Source organism: uncultured Mucilaginibacter sp., assembly GCF_903913935.1.
GTDB lineage: Bacteria > Bacteroidota > Bacteroidia > Sphingobacteriales > Sphingobacteriaceae > Mucilaginibacter.
Genome location: NZ_CAIWNH010000585.1, coordinates 1 through 20,587 on the forward strand (window position 1 = coordinate 1; position 20,587 = coordinate 20,587).

Below are 20,587 nucleotides of genomic sequence, written 5' to 3' on the forward strand. Positions count from 1 at the left end.
ACTAATTGATAGTCCATATATAACTTGTTTGGCATTTTATTGGTCTGTTACTATAAAATTTGGACACTGGTCATTGCTGAAAATAACTAATAACCAACGAACATGATAAAAAGCTATTTAAAAACTGCTCTTCGTTTTTTGTTGAAAAATAAGACGTTCAGCTTCATCAATATTTTTGGTTTGGCTGCAGGCACGCTTTGCTGCCTTTATATTTTGTTGTACGTACAAGACCAGTACAATTATGATAAACAGCAAAAAGGTGTCGAAAGTATTTACAGGGTAACTACCCGGCTCTCATTACCCGGCGACAAACATACCATGTCGTCCTCGTCCCCGCCGGTGGCGCCGGCGTTGAAAAGTAATTTTCCAGAGGTGGAAAGCTTTACGCGTGTGGTGAAAACTGATTTGCTTGGTGCGAAAGAACATTTGTTACGCTATAAAGAGCAATCGTTTTATGAAACCGGCGCGCTTTATGTGGATTCAACCTTTTTTGATATTTTCAACTACAACTTTGTTGAGGGCAGGCCCAAACATGCTTTGGAAAATCCTTATGATATCGTGTTGCTGAAAACTACTTCCGAAAAGCTTTTCGGCAATGCGCCCGCTGTTGGCAAAATGATAAATATCAACGACTCGTATGGTCATCATGATTTTAGGGTAACCGGTGTAGTTGACGAAAGCCTGGGCAAATCTCATTTGAGGGGGAATATGTTTATCGCCATACAAAGCAACGCCACCGGCGTGTCTATCGCCAACGACAACGAATGGGCCGGTAACAACTTTCTCTATTCTTATGTCAGGCTTCGTCAGGGTACTGATGTAAGCGCCTTTGAAAAAAAACTACCTGCTTTTCTAAATAAATATGCTTCGCAAAAATTGAAAGAAATTGGCATGCAAAAGGAATTTCATTTGCAATCCCTTCAATCCATTCATACTACAACTGGCTTTGATGTGGAGCCTACCAAAACTGCCGATCCTTCATTTCTGTTAATATTAGTTTTAATTGCTATTTTGGTTCAGGTGATCGCTTGCATCAATTTCATGAACCTTTCAACTGCCCGCGCCTCAAAACGGGCAAAAGAGGTGGGGGTACGCAAAGTGGTCGGCGCTGGCAAGTACGATTTGGTAAAACAATTTTTGGGCGAGTCATTCTTGTTGTCATTTATCGGGGTGATTACTGCCCTGCCGCTGCTTTTTGGCCTGCTACCTTATTTAAACGACATTACCAGGGCCGATATTCAATTAACATTTTTTGCTGATTACCGGCTCTGGCTGATGCTGGGCGGCCTTGTGCTGGTAACGGGGCTTTTGGCAGGCAGTTATCCTGCTTTTTACCTCTCAAATTTCGAGGCGATAAAAGTGATTAAGGGAAACTTCTCTAACCAAATTTCGGCAACATTTATACGTAAATTACTGGTGGTTTTTCAGTTTATTTTATCTATTTCAATGATAACCGGTATCATCATTATATACAGCCAGCTCAACTACATCAAATCAAAAGACCTCGGTTTTGATAAAAGTCAAAAATTGGTATTTAACTTTTACACTAATGACGCCCAAAACAAAATGCCCGCATTGGCCAATGACCTGAAACTATTGGCCGGCGTTAAATATGTTACCAGCGCAGATAATTACCTCAGCCAGTTTGTGCTTCACGATCATGGTGTATACCCGGACGGTGGAAATCGAGCTACTGCCATAGATGCACAAAATATAGCCTGCGATCAGTATTTCGTAAAAGCTAATGGCATTAAACTAATTAGTGGCAGAGATTTTATTCCAGGCGATTCGAACAGAGTGCTGATCAACCAAACTCTTGCAAAGCGGCTTAACCTCAACCCGCAAACTGCACCAGGCGCACGCCTTTACTCAAAATACGGCACCGGGCCGGCTAGTTATGTGACGGTTGAAGGTGTAATGAAAGATTTTAATTACAATTCGCTGCATAACGATGTGAGACCATTTATGCTGGTATACGATAATAACCCGGGCGACCTGTCGAGTATGGTCGTATCAACCAGTTCAATAGACTACAAGTCGCTTTTAGCAAGTATTGGCGCAATCTGGAAAAAAGACCTGCCATCTGTTCCTTTTCAATACGCTTTTCTTGACGAAGAGGTGCAAAATCAGTATGAAAACGAGATTATCATTTCCCAAATCATCAACTCATTTACTTTAATAGCCATCTTGATCTCCTGTTTAGGTTTATTTGGCCTGGCAGCATTTAGTGCAGAACAGCGGAAAAAAGAAATTGGCATCCGTAAGGTGCTGGGTTCAAGTGTGAGCGGAATTGTAGGCTTGTTATCAAAAGATTTCTTGATATTGGTCGGTATCGCGTTTGTTTTTGCAACGCCCTTCGCGGGGTTCGTTATGAACCATTGGTTCTTGCAGAGCTTTGCATACCGCATTCCGCTTAGCTGGTGGATGTTTGCACTGGCTGGAGTACTTGCTGTTGTGGTTGCACTCATTACCGTAAGTTCGCAGGCCATTAAGGCGGCATTAATGAACCCGGTGAAAAGTTTGAAGACGGAGTAGGGTAGTGATCAGCGGTTAAATCAAAGAGTTTAGGTTTCAGTTTAGTTTAGCACGAATCCCGGTGAGTTATTTGCCGGGATTTACTTTTTGTAAAGCAATTGGTAAAATTTATATATTGCGGCACAATTATACCCCTGCATGAAGAAAATCGGTTTTGCCCTTATATTTATTTCCTTTTGTTTTACTGCTAAGGCACAGGTAAAAAACAACACAGCAGCTACGCGCACAATTTTTGCTTATGGCGGGCAGTTTACAAAACCATTTATGCGATACGTAATCGCCTTAACAAAAAAACAAAACCCAAGGATTTGCTTTTTGCCTACAGCTACCGGTGATAATGCCGCTACCATCGTTTCCTGGTACGAGGTTTGCCAGGACCTGCCAATGCAGGCTTGTGTGCAAAAAACTTTCATAGCTTCCTACACCGAGCCAAAAACCTTTGAAGAAAACCTGCTGAGTATGGATGCCATCATAGTAAGCGGTGGAAATACATTAAATATGCTGGCCATATGGAAGGCCCAGGGTATTGATACCGTGCTAAGAAAAGCATATAACAAGGGAATTGTACTGGCTGGTGGCAGTGCAGGCTCGTTATGCTGGTTTGATGGTGGTACAACAGATTCGCGGCCCAAGAATTTAGCTATCATACATGGTTTGGCATTTATTGCCGCCAGCCATTGCCCGCATTATCAGAGTGAACCCATGCGCAAACCGCTCTATTTCGACAATATTTTAAGAGGAAGGCTGAGCGCGGGTTACGCTATTGACGACCTTGCGGGCGTAGTTTTTGAAAATGAACAATTCATCCGTACTGTAGCAATTGACGATAAAAGCCATGCCTACTATGTGTCGGTTGTAGATGGAAAGATCGACGAAAAGATGTTGCCGGTTGCTGAGATCATTAAGTAATTTCGCATTTCGGAATTTCGATTTTTCACTGTTATTTATTTAAAATGGTGTTCAAGAGGGCTTCGCCGTTTCGGATTTATGTTAATTTATTTTATAGATTAATAACGCAGCCTTTTCAATGCCTCCAGCCCTTGCGGCGATCAGAAACAGACCTAATTCAGGAACCAGTAAAGAAGTTCGTGCCCCGCCGCGAGTCGCTATATTGGCAACCTGTTCGTATTTGACTTCTGCAGTTTGTTTAAATATGTTTACTTCGCCGCTGCCGCCGCTTACGTAGATCTGTTTATTGCTTTGGTCCCAATACAGGTCATCCGCATCACCCACCATTGGTGCGCTGAAAATCTCTTTACTGGTCACAGCATCATAAATGATCAGTTTGGCCGGCAGTCGGTAGCCTACCATCAGCCGGTGCTGTTCTGCATCATAAGCCATCGGGAAATTCGATCGGGGAATCAACCTTGGCCATTTGGCTATAAGTTTTAATTGTTGCAAATCAGCTACACCAATCATACCTGAGCCGGGCAGGTTGATCCATATTTTATTAATTTTTGTATCGATTTGAAAAGACTCGGGATGGGAGGGCAGATCAATATTGCCAACTTGTTTGTGGCTGGATGCATCAATAATAGCAATACCTCCCGCGGCATAGCCAACATAAATGCGGTCGGTGCCGGGATCATAACGGGCGTCGTCCGCATCGTCTGCCAGTTTGATGGATGCCGTTTTCTTAAAGGTAACTGCATCATAAAAAGCACATTCGCCGCTGCCTCCATTGGCCACAAATATTTCATGATGCGTGGCAATCCAGGCAACACCCTGCGGTTCATCAAGCCCTTTAATGCTGTGTAATACCCTCCCGGCTTTCAGGTCGACAATTTCCAGCGAGTTATTACCCAACGCTGCCACATAGGCTATCCGATCCTTTATATTGATATCAATATGGTCAATACGGCCTTTAATATCCCCCAGGCTAATCGTTTTTGAGAGGGTTAAATTTTCTTTGCCTGTTTCAGTTTGTGCTTTGCAGGAGGCGACGGTTAATAGCCCGGCTATCAAAAAAGTATACTTCAGTATCATTTCAAAAGTCTTTTGATCAAACTTACGTTTAGTTTTCATGAATTTATATTGCTTTCAATTCAATAACTTTATCCGCAGCCCCGCATTAATCATCACACCATCCAGCGGTGCGTAAAGATCTTTAAAAACCGGGTTGGTTATACTGCCACCATAGATGCTCCCCCAGCGGGTTTGCCTTTGGTCGGTAAGGTTTTCGCCGTTTATGAAAATATCCAGGTGTTTCCACATCTTTTGAATCAATAAGCCGAAAGTAATATACGCCTGCCCTGTGCTTCCATCGCTCAAAAGCTGCGGCCCGGTATAATAACTTTCCGCGCCGAACCGGAAACTATTTTCTATCTCATAAGTAAAATCAAAGCTTAGCCTGTTTTTAGGCGTTAGTGTTTGGGTACTCACCTGGCCATTATTGTGCAGCCTGGCATCGGTATAAGTGTACCCAAGGTAAAAGCCCAATTCGTCCATTGATAGTTTGATATTTGTTTCGGCCCCCTGCGAGCTCAAAAAACCGGGCGCGTTTACAAACGCGTTTTTTTGCAATATAATTGCGTGGTTCACCTTTGTGTAAAAGAACAATTGGTTAATGCTGATAAACGCATCGCCAATAGCGCTCCGGTAATTCAAATCGCCGTTTAAGCCATAGGATTGTTCGGCTTTGGTGGTCCCGGTATTTAATGGCTGCAGATTTTGATAGCCGAATTCTTCCGCCTGGTCGTTAAATAAAGTTGGCATTTTGTAACCCAGGCCGCCCCCAATGCGGCTGGTCAGTTTTTTACTAATCGTGAATAAGGCATTGATCCGCGGTAAAATAAAAACACCGTTTGCCGGTTGTTGCGGGGATGGGGTATTATCATCCGCCCTGATCCCGCTTTCAACCGAGAACCACGGTGCCGCTTTACAGGTATTTTGTACAAAAACGCCAAAAGTAGCCTGGTTGTAGTTGAACGTATTTTCAGGCGGCTGCGCAGTGAATTCATCTGTTACCAGGTTAACGCCGGCAACCCAGTTGGTTCGTTTCCTGTTTTGAACATAATTGAGTTCGGTAAATGATGATAACTGATCACCCTGAAAGTTAAATCCTGGTTCGCTTAAATCCCTGTTAAAATAGCCAATTGTGTTTTTAATATTGAACTGGCTGATGCTATCCACTTTATGGGTAAACGAAAACTGGGTGGAGAAGCGGAAGCTTTTGTTTCGCTCAAAATATTGATGTATGCTGTCGGCCCGCCCGTTTACTACCTGCATATCGCCGCCAAAACGGTTTTCATAGGTGGTATTTACCCCAAACCAACCAGAATTATGATCGTCGATATAAAAAAACACTTTGGGATTGATGGTAAAACGATGGGTTTGGGGGATGGCTGTAAAACCAGTATTTGACGGATCGTAGGGATGTTCATAGTTTAACGAGGTAAATATGGTTGTACCCCAATGCTGCCACTTTTGTGCATAATAGCCGCTTGCATCAGCTCCGCCTGCGGCGGTACCGTTGAGCAGGAAGGTCAATTCGGGGGTTTTACCAGGTGTTTTGCTGATAAGATTAACCAGTCCGGCAATAGCACCACCTCCGTAAAGGGTTGAGGCCGAACCTTTAATAAATTCCACCTGTTTTAAGTCGAGCGGGCTGATTTGCAGCAGACTCAGATTGCCCGAAAAACCGGCATAAAGTGGCATGCCGTTTTGCAATAATTGGGTATATCGGCTATCCAGGCCCTGGATCCGGAAGCTTGCTGTTCCGCTGACCGCTGACGTTTGTTGTACCTGGATACCGGTAGACTCGCCGAGCAGCATTTTGATATCACCGGGTCGCATGGTGCTTTTTTCATCGAGTTCTTCCATGGGAAGCGCTTCAATACGGGTCGGGATTTCAACCAGGCTTTGGTTGGTGCGGGTACTTTGTATGGTTACCTCGGCCAGCTCATCGGATTGTGGTTCAAGTGAGAATTCGATGAATTCATCAGGGTGTTGCAAAGGAAATACATACTTTTTTTCCTGTTTATTAAAGCCGGTAAAAGTGATCTCCATATCAAATTGGCCATTCGGAATATTGTTAATGATAATACGCCCGCCTGTGTCGGCTATTGCGGAAATGTTTAATGCCGGAATGCGGACTGTGGCACCCGTTAAAGCTTCGCCGGTTATATCGTTATGAATAGTGGCTTTAAACTTATTTTGGGCGATAACGGTTTGTGCAGCTAACGCACAGCATATAATGATGAAAAACTGTTTCATTTATTTGAAATAGGGGTAATTGTGCTGGTTGTACACAAAATGCATCAACAGCACATAAGAAATTGAACGAATTGAATGAAGAGAAGAAGGATCAGGTAAGGGGGGGCCTTAAAAGCTCATTAGCATAACCTGCAATAACAAATGGTTTGTTGCAGGAATTATAAGTCTTTTTATTTCCGGCAGTTTTTATGTCAGACAGGTAAAAATCAGGTATCAACACTTGTAATGAATTTGCCTGGTGCCTGAACTGTGTGTTATTAACCGGATTTTCAGATTTATCATGTTTGTTGTGGCCAAAAATTTCCTTTCCCTGTAACAAATAATCGCCAATAAAATCAGTTAAGCTTAATTCATCGGGTGTAGTAATTTTTTTGTAGTTATGGTACATGCCCGGAATGTCGCGCAACAAAGAAAAATCGCCCAGCGGCAAAACAATACTTCCGGCTAAAAAAAAGCCGGCCATACATAATGCGATTAGTTTCTTTGGCATGTGACACAAATGTAATAAATATTAATACCCCTTGGGTTAAATAACACCCGATTTTTGACGCCTGTATCAGCCTGTTTTATAACTTTGATTTTTATCATTTGCAGCTATGAAATGGATCACCAGGGAACACCCCAAAATCGACCGTATTGCCTGCCCCTGGCTTATCAAACGGTTTATTGATCCTGATGCAGAAATTATCTATGTTCCGTATGCTGAAGTATTGAGCAAAGCAGCGGCACTCGAGGCTATTCCTTTTGATCTCCCCGGTGTGGAATATGGCCACTATGATGACCAGTGCACGTTTGACTATTTCCTGAAAAAACATAATCTGAAGGATGCCGCGCTCAACCGCATTGCGGCAATCGTCCGCGGTGCTGATACTGACCGGCATGATTTTGCGCCGCAATCATCGGGCCTGTCGGCTATTTTTATGGGCCTGTCGCAAAATATAAAAGATGACCACGAACTGCTGGCGTTGGGCATCAAAATATACGATGGTTTATACACCTGGGCAAAAGATCTTTACCAGCAAAAACATACCCAGGCGCCGGTTGAACAGCTTTTGCTGGAGGTGTATAAAAAATACCTGAAGCAGGGAAAAGAGAAAAAAGCTCCGGAATGGGCCAAAGAGCTTAAAGAAATGATACAGGACCAGATGGACACCAACATGACGATGAGTTTGCAGCAGGCGTCCACCGAACTGGAGATCAATCCGGCTTACCTGTCGCGGGAGTTTTCCAAATATTTTGAAAATTTGTCCTTTGGCGAATATATCCGGAAGATGCGGATTGAAAAGGCCATCAATTTAATTGAAACAACCGATTATTCCCTTACGGAAATTGCCTACCTCACCGGGTTTTCAGACCAGAGCCATTTTAACCGGATCTTTAAAAAGCAAACCGGGCAAAATCCTTCGCTTTATAAAAAAAATAGTCTTAAAAGTAAAAAGGATACAAATAGTTAATTCCGTACAATTTACCTCGTTCTATTGTGGCTAATATTGTATAGAACCTATTATAAACTATCCACATGAAAACACAACAATTTACGCGGAGGCAGGCATTGCAGGCCACCGCTTTGTTAGGTACGTCATTGCTGCTTCCTGTCAATAAAATGCAGGCGATGCCGATGCCACAGGGCAAAACACCCGCGCTAACCCCTGAGGAAATTGCCGCCATTGAAAGTGCCCTAGGCAAAAAAGGGAGTTATAAAGATGCGGAGTCGGTACATACAACGCCTTTGCCGCGCAACGACTTGAAGATCACGATAAAAGGAGCTCCCGTACCGATCTCATTTGGTTTTGGCGGCTGGGTATCCTTTAAAAAGTCCGTGGATGGAAAATCGGCGATGATTATGGGCGATACTGTTTTGTTACAGGAAGAAGTAAACCCGCTAATCTCTGCTGCACAAGCAAACGGACTGGAAATTAGTGCTATCCACAACCATTTTTTTTACGAGGAGCCTCGAATCTTTTATATGCACATTCAAGGGATGGGCAGCATTGCCGATCTCGCGAAACGGTATGCTGATACCATCCGCGACAGCAAAATATTCCCGGCAAATCAGCCCGCTTCTGCCGCACCACCGGCCATTACGGGTAAGGAAAATTTTGATATTCCCGCACTCGACGCAATTGTTAAATACACCGGAACGGTAAATGGCCCGACCTATAAATACACCATTGGCCGCAGCGACTTAAAAGTGATGATGATGGGTGTTGAGATGACGACCAATATTGGATTGAATACATGGGCTTCTTTTGCAGGAAAACAAGATGATGCTCAAATAGCAGGTGACATAGCGATGTTGCCTGATGAAGTAAACAGCGTCATCAAAACTTTGCGCCTGCATAACCTGGAGGTAGTGGCAGTTCATAGCCACATGCTTAATGACGCCCGCATATCATATTCCTACACTATTACGGGCGTGGACCCGCGGCTACACTGGCACAGGGTTTCCGTGCTGCGCTTGATGAGTTAGGGAAGAAAAGCGGCGGTGGAATGAAGATGTAATTGCCTTACTTTAAAATTTGCATCATGAAATGGATAACCCGCGAACATCCTAAAATTGACCGGATTGCCTGCCCCTGGCTGATCAAAAATTTTGTTGACCCTGAGGCGGAATTTATTTACGTGCCAAAAGAAAAGGTTATTGAAAAAGCCGCAGCATTAAATGCTGTACCTTATGACATTACCGGTGTGGAGTATACCCATGAGGATGATCGCTGTACATTTGATTATATCATCAAAAAACACTATCTGACTGAACCGGCGCTATTACAACTGGCAAAAATCATCCGCGGAGCAGATACTTGTCGCTTTGACCTCGCACCGCAGGCGGCCGGGCTTTGGGCCATTTCGGCTGGGTTATCCTATAATTTTCCGGATGATCATGAAATGCTGGCATTTGGTATGAAAGTTTATGACGCACTTTATAGCTGGGCAAAATTTGTACAGGAGGAAAAACATACATGGAAAAACTAATTCAAGCAAAGCCTGAATATTCGCTAGCCAGTCTTGTTAAATACTTTTTAAAGCTAGGCACCTGGGGCTTCGGCGGGCCTGTGGCTTTGGTTGGCTATATGCACCGCGACCTGGTTGAAAATAAAGGTTGGCTTACTGAAGAAGAATACAAAGAAGGCCTGGCCCTGGCGCAACTGGCTCCCGGCCCTCTGGCCGCCCAACTGGGAATTTACATTGGTTTTGTTCATTACAGGTTTTTAGGGGCCACACTTGCCGGGCTGGCATTTGTGCTGCCCTCATTTTTTATGGTGGTTTTACTGGGGATGGCTTACCAGCTTTACGGCGGCCTTGCCTGGATGCAAGCTGTATTTTATGGGGTAGGGGCGGCGGTGATCGGCATTATCGGGATGAGTGCCTATAAACTCACCATAAAATCGATCAGCAAATTTGAATGGACGGCTATAAAGGCAAAATGGCTTTTATGGTTGTTTTATATTGCAGCTATTCTGATCACCGTAATAACCGAGCAGGAGCAGATTTTGCTTTTTGTTGGTTGCGGTTTGTTTTACATGGTGATGAAAGCGCCCCCGGCCTGGATGAAAAAACCGGTTGTTGCGCCGGCTGGCCTTTTAGCCGGCATAGGTTTCTGGCGGTATGATGATAAAACGCTGTGGAACATCGCCTGGTTTTTTGTAAAGGCTGGCACCTTTGTATTTGGCAGCGGGCTGGCTATTGTTCCTTTTTTGCATGGTGGCGTGGTTAAAGATTTTGGCTGGCTGAATGAGCACCAGTTTGTTGATGCCGTTGCCGTTGCCATGATCACGCCCGGGCCGGTAGTAATAACCGTTGGTTTTATAGGCTACCTGGTTGCCGGTTTCCCCGGGGCATGTATTGCAGCTTTGGCCACCTTTTTGCCTTGCTATCTTTTTACAGTCGCATTGGCACCATCGTTTAAAAAGATTGCCAAAAATTCAAGTATTAAAGCATTTGTTGATGGTATTACTGCTTCGGTAATCGGCGCGTTGGTAGGTTCTGTTATAGTAATAGCAATGCGTTCAATTGTGGACGTTCCAACCGGAATAATTGCTTTGGCTGCAGTTTTAGCTTTGTTATACTTTAAAAAAATGCAGGAGCCTTATATCATTGGTGCTGCCGCAGTTATTGGGTTGATATTAAAAACGCTATAACTGATCAAAGAGATGTGCCGCAAAAACATGCTGCAAATTCTCTAATTCAGCAAATTCTGATTCAGACAAAATTCAATTCCTATCTTTGCAGCGAATTATGAAATACCTGCGCTGGCTTTTATTACCTTTTTCGCTGTTGTACGGTTTGGTGGTTATTATCCGCAACTGGTTTTATGATGCCGGCTTTTTTAAAAGCTATCAGTTTGATAAACCTGTAATTTCTATCGGCAACCTTGATGTTGGCGGCGCGGGCAAAAGCCCGATGACGGAATATCTCATCCGTTTGCTTAAAGGTGATTACACACTGGCTACGTTAAGTCGTGGATACGGGCGCAAAACCCAGGGTTACCTTACTGCTACTGCCACTGCTTCTGCTACTGACCTGGGCGACGAGCCCGCTCAATTCAAACATAAGTTCCCCGATATTACGGTGGCCGTTTGTGAAAAGCGGGTTAAAGGCATTAACCAATTACTTCCTGATCATGATCTGATTATTCTGGATGATGCCTACCAGCACCGTGCCGTTGCACCGGGGTTGAGCATTTTGGTGTTTGATTATAACAGGCTGGATGAACCGCATTTATTACTACCCGCAGGTAACCTGCGCGAACCATACAGCGGGCGCTGGAGGGCGCAGGTAATTATTGTAACCAAATGCCCTGCAACGCTTACTATCAGTCAAAAGGAAAATGCTTATCAAAAAATAGCGCCGCTGCCCTACCAGCAGCTGTTTTTTTCGGCAATTGCTTACCAGCCAATGCAGCGTTTAGATGGTAAACCTGCCGGTATGGAGATTGATAAAGATACTACCGTATTTTTACTTACCGGTATTGCCAATGCCAAACCACTTTTGGAATATTTAAGTGGGTTTACCACTCATATTATTCATCATAAATATCCCGACCATCACCCGTTTACCTTGAAAAATATCACTAAACTTGCCGCTGAGTTTGTTGCGTGTAAAACAGAAAAAAAACTTGTCGTCACAACAGAAAAGGACGCACAACGTTTAGAAGATTCGTGGTTTAGGTCACCTTTGCGTGGCGACAAAAGCTTACCGGTTTTTGTGGTTCCAATTAAGGTTGAATTTTTGGACGAAAGCGGGCAGCAATTTGACCAGCTAATAATCAACTATGTTAGAGAGCATACAACATACAACAGCATACATTAAAAGTCGCATCGGCGATTTTGAGCCCGAAGTGGGTATAATTTTAGGTACAGGGCTTGGCGGCCTTGTAAGCGAAATTGAAGTTGAAAAACAACTGATGTATGCTAATATTCCTGATTTTCCGATTTCCACTTTAGAGTTTCATTCGGGTAAATTGATTTTTGGCAAACTTGCCGGGGTAAAAGTTGTTGCCATGCAGGGCCGGTTGCATTATTACGAAGGCTATACCATGAAGCAGATCACTTTCCCGGTAAGGGTAATGAAAATGTTGGGGATAAAAACCTTGTATGTATCCAATGCCAGCGGGTCGCTGAATCCTGACTTTAAGAAAGGTGGCCTGATGGTGATTGAAGACCATATAAACCTGCAGGGCGACAACCCTTTGCTGGGCAGGAATGAAGAAGAATTGGGCCCCCGTTTCCCGGATATGAGCGAACCGTATAAACGCAATTTAATAGGAAGGGCGCTGGATATTGCTAAAGTGAACAATATTACATGCCATAAAGGAGTTTATGTTGCTGTAACTGGTCCGAACCTTGAAACAAAAGCCGAATATAAATTCTTACGTACGATAGGAGGTGATGCCGTGGGAATGAGCACTGTACCTGAAGTAATAGTGGCCAACCATATGGTTTTGCCCGTATTTGCCATATCGGTGCTTACTGATGAAGGTTTTAATGAAATTTTAAAACCTGTTTCGCTTGATGAGATATTGGAAGTGGCCAGGGCTGCCGAACCAAAAATGACAATGATATTAAAAGAATTGATAGCTGGTAAAGATGCCTGAGAAGTTTAAATATATTATCCTGTTACTGATCTGCATATCGGGGCAAATTGCTTTTGCCCAATCGCCGACAAATCCGAATAATCCAACTTATCCCGGGCAGCAGCGTAAACCAAATTTTAATGATACCACTACCTCCAAACCTGAAACTGCCGACCAGCAACTGGATTCGTTGCGGAAAAAAATGGATAGAAGGAAGGATTCGGTAGTTTTTAACTCGAAATTTATCAGGGTAACCACTGAAAAGCTGTTAAGGGATAGCACGCAGCTATTCAGGCTGGATACGAGTGTTGTGAATTTTGAGAATTACAGCCCACTGCTGCAGCCCCGCGACCCACGGATAAGCCTGGGCTACACCGGAGAGCCCCAACGAAGCCTTTTGTTTTCACCCTCAAAAACCATTGGATTTGACGCAGGCCTGCATGAACTTGATCCTTACTTAATAAACCCTGAGGACATTAATTATTACCGTGCAAGGGTGCCCTTAACCATACTTGATTTTGTAACAGGCGGTCATAAAGAACAGATTTTAAAGGTTACCCATACCCAAAATGTTAACCCACAGCTTAACGTAGGTTTTAATTTAAACTTTACAGGTTCGCAGGGTTATTATGGCAGCGCATTATTGGGTCAAAACGTAAGCAACGTAAACGCCGCTTTCTTTAGTTGGTACGAATCAAAAAATAAGAGGTATAATTTACTCACTAACCTGATTTATAATAACTTAAAGTCGCCGATAACGGGGTCAATCTTATCAAATGATACAATATTTGTCGAGAAAAACCCATTAGCGGCAACCGACGAGATCTCCCGTTTGCCAAATACCTACGAACAGTGGACGGGAACCAGTTTTTACTTAAAACAATTTTATTATATCGGCAGGATCGACAGCCTTAAAAAGAAGGGTGCCAGTTCCAGTATTTTACCTACGCAGCGGGTATCCTATACCTTTTTTGTGGAAAGCAAAAACTACAACTTCAGGCAAAATGACGCGGACACGTATAACGTGTTCCCTGATTATTATTTCGATTCAAATTATGCCCGTGACTCGACTACGGTGCACCATTTACAAAATAGTTTCTCCTATAGTTTTTATTTAAGGAGCAAAGGTGATAAGCCTGTAAAAAACGAGGCTAAACTGGACCTCGGCTTAACCCAGGATATTTATTCCTATAACCAGTATGTCCGGGATACCACGTTAAATCAATATGGCAGCAAAGTAAATCTTCCCGTAATACAGCAGAGCAATTCTTTCCAGGATATCACTTTAAGTGGTAAAATAAGTTATCGTTTCAGCGATAGGTTATTGCTTGAGGGCAATGTGCAGCAAATAGCGGCCGGGCGGGATTTTGGAAATTTTTTGTATGATGCCAAACTAACCCTTGCCGGAGGTGGTAAAGTGGGTAAAATTGTTTTTGAAGGGTATACGCAAAGCAGTGCGCCGCCGCTGGTTTATACAGACTGGGTATCCGATCACTTTATTTTTCACAACAAATTCAATAATCAAAAAACCAATAGTATATCATTCAATTATATAAATGATGCCCTGCGGTTTGATTTGAAGGCGGAGTATTTTTTGATTGGCGATTATTTATACTTTGCAGCGCAGCCAAATGGTATCGATGCGCACCCTGTTCAACTGGGCTCCGATATCAATTTATTGAAGGTAAGCCTGGGTAAAAGCTTGTCATACAGGCACTGGCATTTTGATACCTATGCCGTTTATCAAAAAACAGATTACCAGGCAACCTTGCGCACGCCTGAGTTTTATAATTACAGCAGCTTGTATTGCAAAGGAATGTATTTTGATGTTTTGAACACAAGTATCGGCATTGACGTGCGGTACAATACTCAATATGTAGCGCCATCGTACGCGCCGGGTCTGGGCCAGTTTTATAACGGCCCCAATGTTACTTTTTCATCATTCCCGGTGGCTACCCTGTTTTTGAAAGCTACTTTGCAGCATACCAACTTTTTTATCATGTATGATTATGCTAACCAGGGCCTGTTAAGTAAAGGTTATTATACCGTTTACAAATACCCGCAACAGGACCATTTGTTAAAGTTCGGGGTGTCATGGGCGTTTTATAATTAGCGGCCAAGCCCCCCCAACCTCCTAAAGGGGGAGCTTTTGATTTGCAGGATGATTAAACGCCCTTTAAACTCCCCCTTTAGGGGGCCCGGGGGGCTGTTCTTTAGGTCTTCTGCTTCTTCTTCCTTGCGGCGGGGAATAATACATTATTCAGGATCAATCGGTAACCTGCTGAGTTGGGGTGTAATTTCAAATCGGTAGGCGGGTCTCCTACAATGTGCTGGTAATCTTCCGGGTCGTGGCCGCCATAAAATGTCCATTGGCCCTTGCCATATTCGCCGTGGATGTAGCGGGCCTCGTTGTTGCTTTTCATTTCGCCCATAATGGTAACGCCGGGCTTCAGCATTTTTTCATTAAAGGCGGTAGTTAAACCCATAAAACCTTTGATCACTTTATCATGGTTTTGGGTGAGCATGCTGGGCACTACATCCCATTTTGCCGAGAAATCAAACAGGGTAAAAAAATCCTTCGTACGGTCTGTCTGCCGGGTGGCTGTAACATCGATATTGCTGAACTGGTGCGACATGGGGTTCATATCCAGCGTAAAATTCTGAAAGGCGAAAGTTTGGGTAAAATCCAGTTTGGATTGAGCGTCAGGGTCGGCAGAATCGCCGTCAAACATCGGCCCGCATATATCCGTATTGGCTGAGGCCAGGGCGATATCAAAGGTATCGGTGCCTGAGCACATCGCGAAGAGGAAACCACCTCCGGCACAAAACGTCCGGATATTCTGCGCAACGGACAGTTTCATTTGCGATACCTTTTTAAAGCCCAGTTTATGCGCCATGGCCTCCTGGATCTTCTGGTCCTCGTTATACCAGTCGGCAAAGCGGAAGGCGCCGTAAAACTTACTGTATTGCCCGGTAAAATCTTCGTGATGCAGGTGCAGCCAGTCGTATTTGGGCAGGTCGCCGCGGATCACTTCTTCATCGTACAAAACATCATATGGTATTTCGGCATATTTTAAAACCAGGGTAACAGCATCATCCCAGGGCAACTTATTTTTGGGCGAATAAACGGCAATTTTGGGCGCTTTTTCCAGCTTTACTACGTCCATATTAACGGAAGGGTCGCTTACTTCGGTAATGATCTGGTTTACTTTACCATCGGTGATCACCTCGTAACTTACACCGCGGATCTTGCATTCATCCTCAATTCTCTGCTCATATTTGGTCAGGAAGCTGCCGCCGCGGTAATTGAGCAGCCAGTCAATTTCTTCACCGTTCTTCAACACCCAAAAAGCAATACCGTATGATTTCAGATGGTCCTTTTGGTCCTCATCCATGGGGATGAGGATCGATGCGGCCCTGTTGATCAAAGGCAAAAGCAGAAATGCGAAAGCTAAAAGGTATTTGGTGAAAGGCGAAAGCTGAAAGGTAAAAGGTGAAGGGTGTTTTTTATATTCCATGTTTTCGCTTATTGCCAGGTTCAAATATAACGAATAATTGGATAGGGTATTATTTTGATGGCGCAAGCAACGGATATTTTAAAATTGATTTTCTTCGAAATTACTACTGATAAATATTAAAGTTTATAATTTAGACGAAAATCAAATTATGAAACCTTTTCCACCATTGAAAACTAAGCATTTTTTGTTAGGCGTATTTTTCTTGTGTTGCATTGACGCAGTTAAGGCTCAAAATAACGTTTCTCTTCCGCCAGTGGTGAAAGCTGGGTTAGAAATGGATCGTTCGGTGTTGATTGATAAGATTGCTGCTTATGATAGTACGATGATTTTTAAGCAAGAAGGCGATGTGAATGGCGAGCCAAATTTCATTGGGCAAGACAAAAACGGCAATGAGTTGCAGTTAATTGGTACGCAAGATATGCTTAGAATAGCAAAGTGGACATTTGCATTTAGCCCCGGAAAGGAGCTGCTAAACAAGAATTTAGATAAAATGGCCTACTTTGTTTTTACACTGGGTGAACATGCTGGTGATGACTGGTTCAAAGGTTTTGTGAAAGAATTGATGAGTACCCCATTTGAACCCTTAACAGCAAACCAAGGTTTTAACTTTAATAGAAAGGCCAAAGTTGAATACAATGTGAAGATTAAATTATTTACAGTAACGTTTGTTGAATTGGGTGCAAGTTTTTGAAAAGATAAAAACGTAAAAGAAAGAAATGGAAGTTAAAAAGTACCCCTACAGTAAATATCAAATCTGGTTTGCCTTTTCGCTCTCTTTAGCAATGATGGCTTTCCCCGTGTTTATGATAGCGACTGATACTACTGATCGCCAGGCCTGGCTGCTTTTTGGTTTTTTCTTTCTGGCAATTTGCGGAATACTCACTTATTTAATACGCAAATATTTTCTCCCGATGCAGCGGGGGGAAACTGCCCTTGAATTGGACAAAGAGAAATTGCAATATTTTATTGGCAACAAAATTGTTTATTGGAAAGACATATTGTATATGGATTTTGGTGAGGCTAGAAATGGAATATTTATCAGATTTGCGCTGGAACATGGGGTCGACATAACGATAGGTACCCGGTTTGTTGCCGGTAAAGACAATGAGATTTACGATACCATATCAGCCTACTTCGAAAAATATAAGTAACAATTTTACCGCATTCAGTTTTCGCCTTTAACCTTTCCGCTTTTACCTCTTTTCCCCTCTTTTACCTTTCTTGTTTTTTACTACCTTTGCCATCCATTAAATATTAAAAATGAGCAAAGCCATTATTAAAACCGAAAAGGGCGACATGACCGTTGAGTTTTTCGACAAGGATGCCCCAAACACTGTAGCCAATTTTAAAAAATTAGCTAAATCAGGTTTCTATGACAATGTGATCTTTCACCGCGTGATCCCTAATTTTATGGTACAGGGCGGCGATCCAACCGGTACCGGCGCAGGTGGCGCAGGTTACAAAATTGATTGCGAATTAACCGGCGATAACCAATACCATGATCGTGGTGTATTATCGATGGCGCATGCAGGCCGTAATACCGGCAGCTCGCAGTTTTTTATCTGCCATAACCGCACCAATACCGCACACCTTGACAGGAACCATACCGTTTTTGGTAAAGTGATCGAGAACGTAGATATAGTAGATGCCATTGCAAAAGGCGATAAGATTTTAGGGATAGAGGTAATTGAAGACTAGTTGTAAAAGTTGTAGTGGTTGTAAAGGTTGCAAATGTTAAAAATCAATAGCATGGTGCGACAACCCTTACAACCTTTACAACATATTACAACCCTTACAACAACATACAAATGAATTTACTGGGAATAGTAGCAGTATCAGGTAAACCTGGACTATGGAAAGCGCTGGCGCAAAATAAAACCGGCTATATTTTGGAAAGCCTTGATGCATTGAAGACCAAAATGGTGGCCAATATATCAACCGCAAAAATTGCGGCGCTGAACGAAATTACCCTTTTTGGGGAAGATGAAGATATTAAGCTGGTGGATGTTTTCGAAAGAATGAAAAACGCTGCAAATGTACCAGATGCCAAGGCTGACGGTAAAAAGCTTAGGGATTTTTTCAGGGAAGTAGCGCCCGACCATGATGAGGAAAAGGTTTACGCCTCGGATATGAAAAAGGTACTTAACTGGTATTCCATCATAAAAGACCTGCCATTATTTACAGAAGCTGATCCAACTACTGCCGTGGCTGAAGAGCCGGTGGCCGTAGAAGAACCTGTTGCTGTGGCAGAATCGACAAAATCTGCGGCTAAGAAAGCGCCTGCAAAACCGGCTAAAGAGGCTGGGGTTGAAAAAGCTCCTGCAAAGGCAAAGAAGCCGGCTGCTAAAAAAGCGTAATAAAAAATTCAATATAAAGTAAAAACGCCCTGGTTGTTCCGGGGCGTTTTTATTTATATTGAATTTCTGAATCAGCAATCAGGCTGCTTGCATTCCGCTTCTGAAAATTCCGGTTCGAGGGTGCAATGGTTTATATCAAGGTGTTCTAAACGATGCCTCAAATCGCGTTTGATGGCATCGAAAGTTGAAATATACTCCGGCGCGATCACAATGTGGGCGGTCAGGGCATTTTCAGTAGTGCTAAGGGCCCAAACGTGCATATGGTGTACATCAACCACCCCTTTGCCTTTTAATAATTCATTTTTAATATTTTCGAGGTCTATTTTAGTAGGTACGCCATCCATTTCAAGCCTTAGGCTGTCCTTTAATAAACTCCAGGTTCCTCTTAATATGACAATAGCAATAATTAAGCTCACCGCACTGTCTATCCAATAGACGTGGGTAAAATAGATAATGATACCGGATATCACCACGCCGAATGAAACGATAGCATCAATAGCCATGTGCATGTAAGCGCCTTTCACGTTCAGGTCCTTATCTTTATCTTTCACAAAAAGCCAGGCAGTAAAGGCGTTAATGCCAATGCCGATGAGTGATACCCAGGCCATTGTGCCGCCATCAACAGGTTCCTGTTCGATAAAACGGGTGATTGCCTCATAGCCGATAAATCCAACAGCAACAAACAGGATCAATGCGTTAAAAAACGATACCATAATGGTTGATCGTTTAAATCCGTAGGTATAATTATTGTTTGAATTTACTTTGGTAAGTTTAAAGGCAAGCAATGCAAGGGCAAGGCCAGCAACGTCGCTCAGGTTATGCCCTGCATCAGTTAACAGGGAAAGCGAATGTGTTAAGAAACCTGCTACGACTTCGATGACGACAAATGCCGAATTTAAAATGATACCGATGATAAAAGCCGAATTCAGATGATCGAGCTTAGGGGTATGATCGTGGTGATGGTGGTGGTGCGAATGATCGTGACCGTCTGACATTTGGCAAAAATAGTAAAAAAGCGTAAATTAAAATGTTGTCAAAAAAAGATATGGTACCATATCAGCAACAGTAACGCATATTTCACAGCGTAATTAATGTTTCGGTCGTATGCTTTGATGGGTTTCCCGCGAGCCAATTCGCGAAGGGTAGCCTCTAACGAGGCAATATTTCTTTTTTGTAAAGGGCTACAAAGCGGTAGCCTCTAACGAGGCGTCATGTTTTGCGGGTACCGTTGGTACGTGGGTTATTTGCCTGTCGTTCGCTAATTACAACTCACCATTCACAATTTACTCATGGTGATATGGCTCCCCTTTAATGATCGTATATGCCCTGTATAATTGTTCGACAAAAAACAGGCGCACCATTTGATGGGAAAAGGTCATGGCCGAAAGGGAGATCTTGTCATTAGCCCGCTGGTAAACAGTCGCATCAAAGCCGTATGGGCCACCGACAATAAATATTAGGTTGGATGTTGAACTGACCGCTTTTTTATTGATATAGGCGGCGAATTGGGTCGAGGTGAGCGCAGCGCCGTTTTCATCAAGCAGGATCACATGGTCCAGGGGTGATATTTTTTTAAGTATCAATTCTGCTTCTTTGGTTTTTTGCTGTTCGCGGGTTAGCGTTTTGGTGTTTTTTAGTTCATCAATTTCAATAAGTTGCAGTTTGGTATAATGTTTTAACCTGCTGACGTAAATATCGATACCCGTTTTCAGGTAGCTGTCAACGGTTTTACCAACGGTTATAAAAGTGATCTTCATGGAACGTTGTAAAGTTGAAATGCTGGAATATTGCTGTAAAGATGTTAAAATAGATTGAAATGTGTAATGGTGAATTGGTAAGTTTGGCGGACATGAAAACCAGCGCTTTCCGAAGTGGAATGGTCTTTCGGC

The 20,587-nt window shown here is 43.1% G+C and carries 19 protein-coding genes; 13 read left to right on the forward strand and 6 right to left on the reverse strand.

Annotation, left to right across the window (positions count from 1 at the left end):
* The first annotated feature begins 102 nt into the window (after nt 1–102).
* Nucleotides 103–2,535: an ABC transporter permease gene (locus QZY09_RS23735; protein ID WP_295676935.1), complete on the forward strand. Its 2,433-nt coding sequence runs from the start codon at nt 103–105 to the stop codon at nt 2,533–2,535.
* A 138-nt stretch (nt 2,536–2,673) separates the two neighbouring features.
* Nucleotides 2,674–3,444: a peptidase E gene (locus QZY09_RS23740; RefSeq protein WP_295676938.1), complete on the forward strand. Its 771-nt coding sequence runs from the start codon at nt 2,674–2,676 to the stop codon at nt 3,442–3,444.
* Between the two features lie 81 nt (nt 3,445–3,525).
* Here the strand turns inward: QZY09_RS23740 and QZY09_RS23745 are convergent, their stop codons facing one another.
* The 3 genes from QZY09_RS23745 to QZY09_RS23755 all read right to left on the reverse strand — a co-directional run bounded on the left by QZY09_RS23745 (nt 3,526) and on the right by QZY09_RS23755 (nt 7,240).
* The gene (locus QZY09_RS23745; RefSeq protein WP_295676940.1) at nt 3,526–4,560 is read right to left on the reverse strand and encodes a hypothetical protein; all 1,035 of its coding nucleotides are present in this window, start codon (nt 4,558–4,560) and stop codon (nt 3,526–3,528) included.
* Nucleotides 4,561–4,575: 15 nt separating this feature from the next.
* Complete coding sequence (locus QZY09_RS23750; protein WP_295676943.1) at nt 4,576–6,750, reverse strand: TonB-dependent receptor plug domain-containing protein; 2,175 nt, start codon at nt 6,748–6,750, stop codon at nt 4,576–4,578.
* 91 nt (nt 6,751–6,841) lie between these two features.
* Nucleotides 6,842–7,240, reverse strand: a complete 399-nt coding sequence (locus QZY09_RS23755) for a hypothetical protein (protein ID WP_295676945.1) — start codon at nt 7,238–7,240, stop codon at nt 6,842–6,844.
* A 106-nt stretch (nt 7,241–7,346) separates the two neighbouring features.
* Between QZY09_RS23755 and QZY09_RS23760 the strand changes: the two genes are divergently transcribed.
* From QZY09_RS23760 to QZY09_RS23790, 7 genes are all read left to right on the forward strand, one after another.
* Entirely contained in the window at nt 7,347–8,204 is an 858-nt protein-coding gene (locus QZY09_RS23760) for a chromate resistance protein ChrB domain-containing protein (protein WP_295676948.1), read from the forward strand.
* Between the two features lie 65 nt (nt 8,205–8,269).
* Nucleotides 8,270–9,220 (forward strand): LppY/LpqO family protein, encoded by a 951-nt coding sequence (locus QZY09_RS23765; RefSeq protein ID WP_295676951.1) that lies wholly within the window; start codon nt 8,270–8,272, stop codon nt 9,218–9,220.
* A 56-nt stretch (nt 9,221–9,276) separates the two neighbouring features.
* Entirely contained in the window at nt 9,277–9,723 is a 447-nt protein-coding gene (locus tag QZY09_RS23770) for a chromate resistance protein ChrB domain-containing protein (RefSeq protein ID WP_295676954.1), read from the forward strand.
* On the forward strand, nt 9,711–10,889 hold the full coding sequence (locus QZY09_RS23775) for a chromate transporter (protein ID WP_295676956.1): 1,179 nt from the start codon (nt 9,711–9,713) through the stop codon (nt 10,887–10,889). Before QZY09_RS23770 ends, QZY09_RS23775 begins: the two co-directional genes overlap by 13 nt.
* Nucleotides 10,890–10,986: 97 nt before the next feature.
* On the forward strand, nt 10,987–12,060 hold the full coding sequence (gene lpxK / locus QZY09_RS23780; RefSeq protein WP_295676958.1) for a tetraacyldisaccharide 4'-kinase: 1,074 nt from the start codon (nt 10,987–10,989) through the stop codon (nt 12,058–12,060).
* A complete protein-coding gene (locus tag QZY09_RS23785) occupies nt 12,023–12,844 on the forward strand; it encodes a purine-nucleoside phosphorylase (RefSeq protein ID WP_295676960.1) in 822 nt (273 codons plus the stop codon). The genes lpxK and QZY09_RS23785 overlap by 38 nt, the downstream gene beginning before the upstream one ends.
* Entirely contained in the window at nt 12,837–14,936 is a 2,100-nt protein-coding gene (locus QZY09_RS23790) for a putative porin (protein ID WP_295676963.1), read from the forward strand. Before QZY09_RS23785 ends, QZY09_RS23790 begins: the two co-directional genes overlap by 8 nt.
* A 100-nt stretch (nt 14,937–15,036) precedes the next feature.
* Here the strand turns inward: QZY09_RS23790 and QZY09_RS23795 are convergent, their stop codons facing one another.
* Nucleotides 15,037–16,218, reverse strand: coding sequence for an asparagine synthetase B (locus tag QZY09_RS23795; RefSeq protein ID WP_295676997.1), 1,182 nt, complete (start codon nt 16,216–16,218; stop codon nt 15,037–15,039).
* A gap of 271 nt (nt 16,219–16,489) precedes the next feature.
* On the opposite strand from QZY09_RS23795, the gene QZY09_RS23800 reads away from it, so the two are divergent.
* From QZY09_RS23800 to QZY09_RS23815, 4 genes are all read left to right on the forward strand, one after another.
* Nucleotides 16,490–17,032, forward strand: a complete 543-nt coding sequence (locus QZY09_RS23800) for a hypothetical protein (RefSeq protein ID WP_295676965.1) — start codon at nt 16,490–16,492, stop codon at nt 17,030–17,032.
* Nucleotides 17,033–17,057: 25 nt separating this feature from the next.
* Nucleotides 17,058–17,492 (forward strand): hypothetical protein, encoded by a 435-nt coding sequence (locus QZY09_RS23805; RefSeq protein WP_295676968.1) that lies wholly within the window; start codon nt 17,058–17,060, stop codon nt 17,490–17,492.
* Between the two features lie 109 nt (nt 17,493–17,601).
* A complete protein-coding gene (locus tag QZY09_RS23810) occupies nt 17,602–18,039 on the forward strand; it encodes a peptidylprolyl isomerase (RefSeq protein WP_295676970.1) in 438 nt (145 codons plus the stop codon).
* Nucleotides 18,040–18,149: 110 nt separating this feature from the next.
* Nucleotides 18,150–18,698: a DUF5606 domain-containing protein gene (locus tag QZY09_RS23815; protein WP_295676972.1), complete on the forward strand. Its 549-nt coding sequence runs from the start codon at nt 18,150–18,152 to the stop codon at nt 18,696–18,698.
* A 71-nt stretch (nt 18,699–18,769) separates the two neighbouring features.
* On the opposite strand, the gene QZY09_RS23820 is transcribed toward QZY09_RS23815, so the two are convergent.
* Nucleotides 18,770–19,693: a cation diffusion facilitator family transporter gene (locus QZY09_RS23820; RefSeq protein WP_295676975.1), complete on the reverse strand. Its 924-nt coding sequence runs from the start codon at nt 19,691–19,693 to the stop codon at nt 18,770–18,772.
* A 288-nt stretch (nt 19,694–19,981) separates the two neighbouring features.
* Nucleotides 19,982–20,455 (reverse strand): 23S rRNA (pseudouridine(1915)-N(3))-methyltransferase RlmH, encoded by a 474-nt coding sequence (rlmH, locus tag QZY09_RS23825; RefSeq protein ID WP_295676978.1) that lies wholly within the window; start codon nt 20,453–20,455, stop codon nt 19,982–19,984.
* Between the last annotated feature and the right edge of the window lie 132 nt (nt 20,456–20,587).